This is a genomic window from Prevotella sp. P4-119, assembly GCF_002251345.1.
In the GTDB taxonomy this organism is placed as follows: domain Bacteria; phylum Bacteroidota; class Bacteroidia; order Bacteroidales; family Bacteroidaceae; genus Prevotella.
Genome location: NZ_NPJB01000066.1, coordinates 1 through 1,843 on the forward strand (window position 1 = coordinate 1; position 1,843 = coordinate 1,843).

General features: G+C 51.4%; 1 rRNA gene. It reads left to right on the plus strand.

Annotated features, from left to right (window positions below):
* Positions 1-220: 220 nt before the first annotated feature.
* Positions 221-1,751 (plus strand): 16S ribosomal RNA (locus CIK89_RS07330).
* Positions 1,752-1,843: the final 92 nt, after the last annotated feature.

A 1,843-nucleotide genomic window follows, 5' to 3' on the forward strand; every position in this document is an offset into this window, starting at 1 on the left:
TGACAAGCACTGAAGGAAGAGTTCTTTGAAAGATTTACATAAAACAGAGAAGTAGTAGTACAAGAAGCGAGACTTACTTTTATGAGTACAGTCTTGGGTGAATTTACGAACCGTCGATTTTTAGGAATCAAGGTGCTTTATGATCCATGATACTACCGGATATGAGATTCGTTCTGAACAGAGACACGACACTTCTTTAAGAAGTATCAAAGATATTTTTACAATGGAGAGTTTGATCCTGGCTCAGGATGAACGCTAGCTACAGGCTTAACACATGCAAGTCGAGGGGCAGCATTATCGAAGCTTGCTTTGATAGATGGCGACCGGCGCACGGGTGAGTAACGCGTATCCAACCTTCCCCATAGTCAGGAATAGCCCGGCGAAAGTCGAATTAATGCCTGATGTTTTCCACGGACGGCATCTGATGTGGAACAAAGATTCATCGCTATGGGATGGGGATGCGTCTGATTAGCTTGTTGGCGGGGTAACGGCCCACCAAGGCAACGATCAGTAGGGGTTCTGAGAGGAAGGTCCCCCACATTGGAACTGAGACACGGTCCAAACTCCTACGGGAGGCAGCAGTGAGGAATATTGGTCAATGGGCGGAAGCCTGAACCAGCCAAGTAGCGTGAGGGATGACTGCCCTATGGGTTGTAAACCTCTTTTATAAGGGAATAAAATACGGGACGTGTCCTGTTTTGCATGTACCTTATGAATAAGGACCGGCTAATTCCGTGCCAGCAGCCGCGGTAATACGGAAGGTCCGGGCGTTATCCGGATTTATTGGGTTTAAAGGGAGCGCAGGCGGTCTTATAAGCGTGACGTGAAATGCAGCGGCTCAACCGTATGATGTGCGTCGCGAACTGTGAGACTTGAGTGTATTCGATGTCAGCGGAATTTGTGGTGTAGCGGTGAAATGCTTAGATATCACGAAGAACTCCGATTGCGAAGGCAGCTGACAAGGCTACAACTGACGCTAAAGCTCGAAAGTGCGGGTATCGAACAGGATTAGATACCCTGGTAGTCCGCACGGTAAACGATGGATGCCCGGTGTTTGCGATATACAGTGAGCGCCCAAGCGAAAGCGTTAAGCATCCCACCTGGGGAGTACGCCGGCAACGGTGAAACTCAAAGGAATTGACGGGGGCCCGCACAAGCGGAGGAACATGTGGTTTAATTCGATGATACGCGAGGAACCTTACCCGGGCTTGAACTGTAGGCGAACGATCCAGAGATGGTGAGGCCCTTCGGGGCGCCTATGGAGGTGCTGCATGGTTGTCGTCAGCTCGTGCCGTGAGGTGTCGGCTTAAGTGCCATAACGAGCGCAACCCCTCTCTTCAGTTGCCATCAGGTTATGCTGGGCACTCTGGAGACACTGCCACCGTAAGGTGTGAGGAAGGTGGGGATGACGTCAAATCAGCACGGCCCTTACGTCCGGGGCTACACACGTGTTACAATGGGTGGTACAGAGAGTTGGGTGTACGCAAGTGCATTCTAATCAAGAAAGCCATCCTCAGTTCGGACTGGGGTCTGCAACCCGACCCCACGAAGCTGGATTCGCTAGTAATCGCGCATCAGCCATGGCGCGGTGAATACGTTCCCGGGCCTTGTACACACCGCCCGTCAAGCCATGAAAGCTGGGGGCACCTGAAGTCCGTGACCGCAAGGGTCGGCCTAGGGTGAAACCGGTGATTGGGGCTAAGTCGTAACAAGGTAGCCGTACCGGAAGGTGCGGCTGGAACACCTCCTTTCTGGAGACGGATCTTAGATGATTAAGGTAGTTTCAAAAGAATGGGATGAAGCATTGGTTTGTTCAGACACTCCTTCGGCTTCTTGTGCTAAC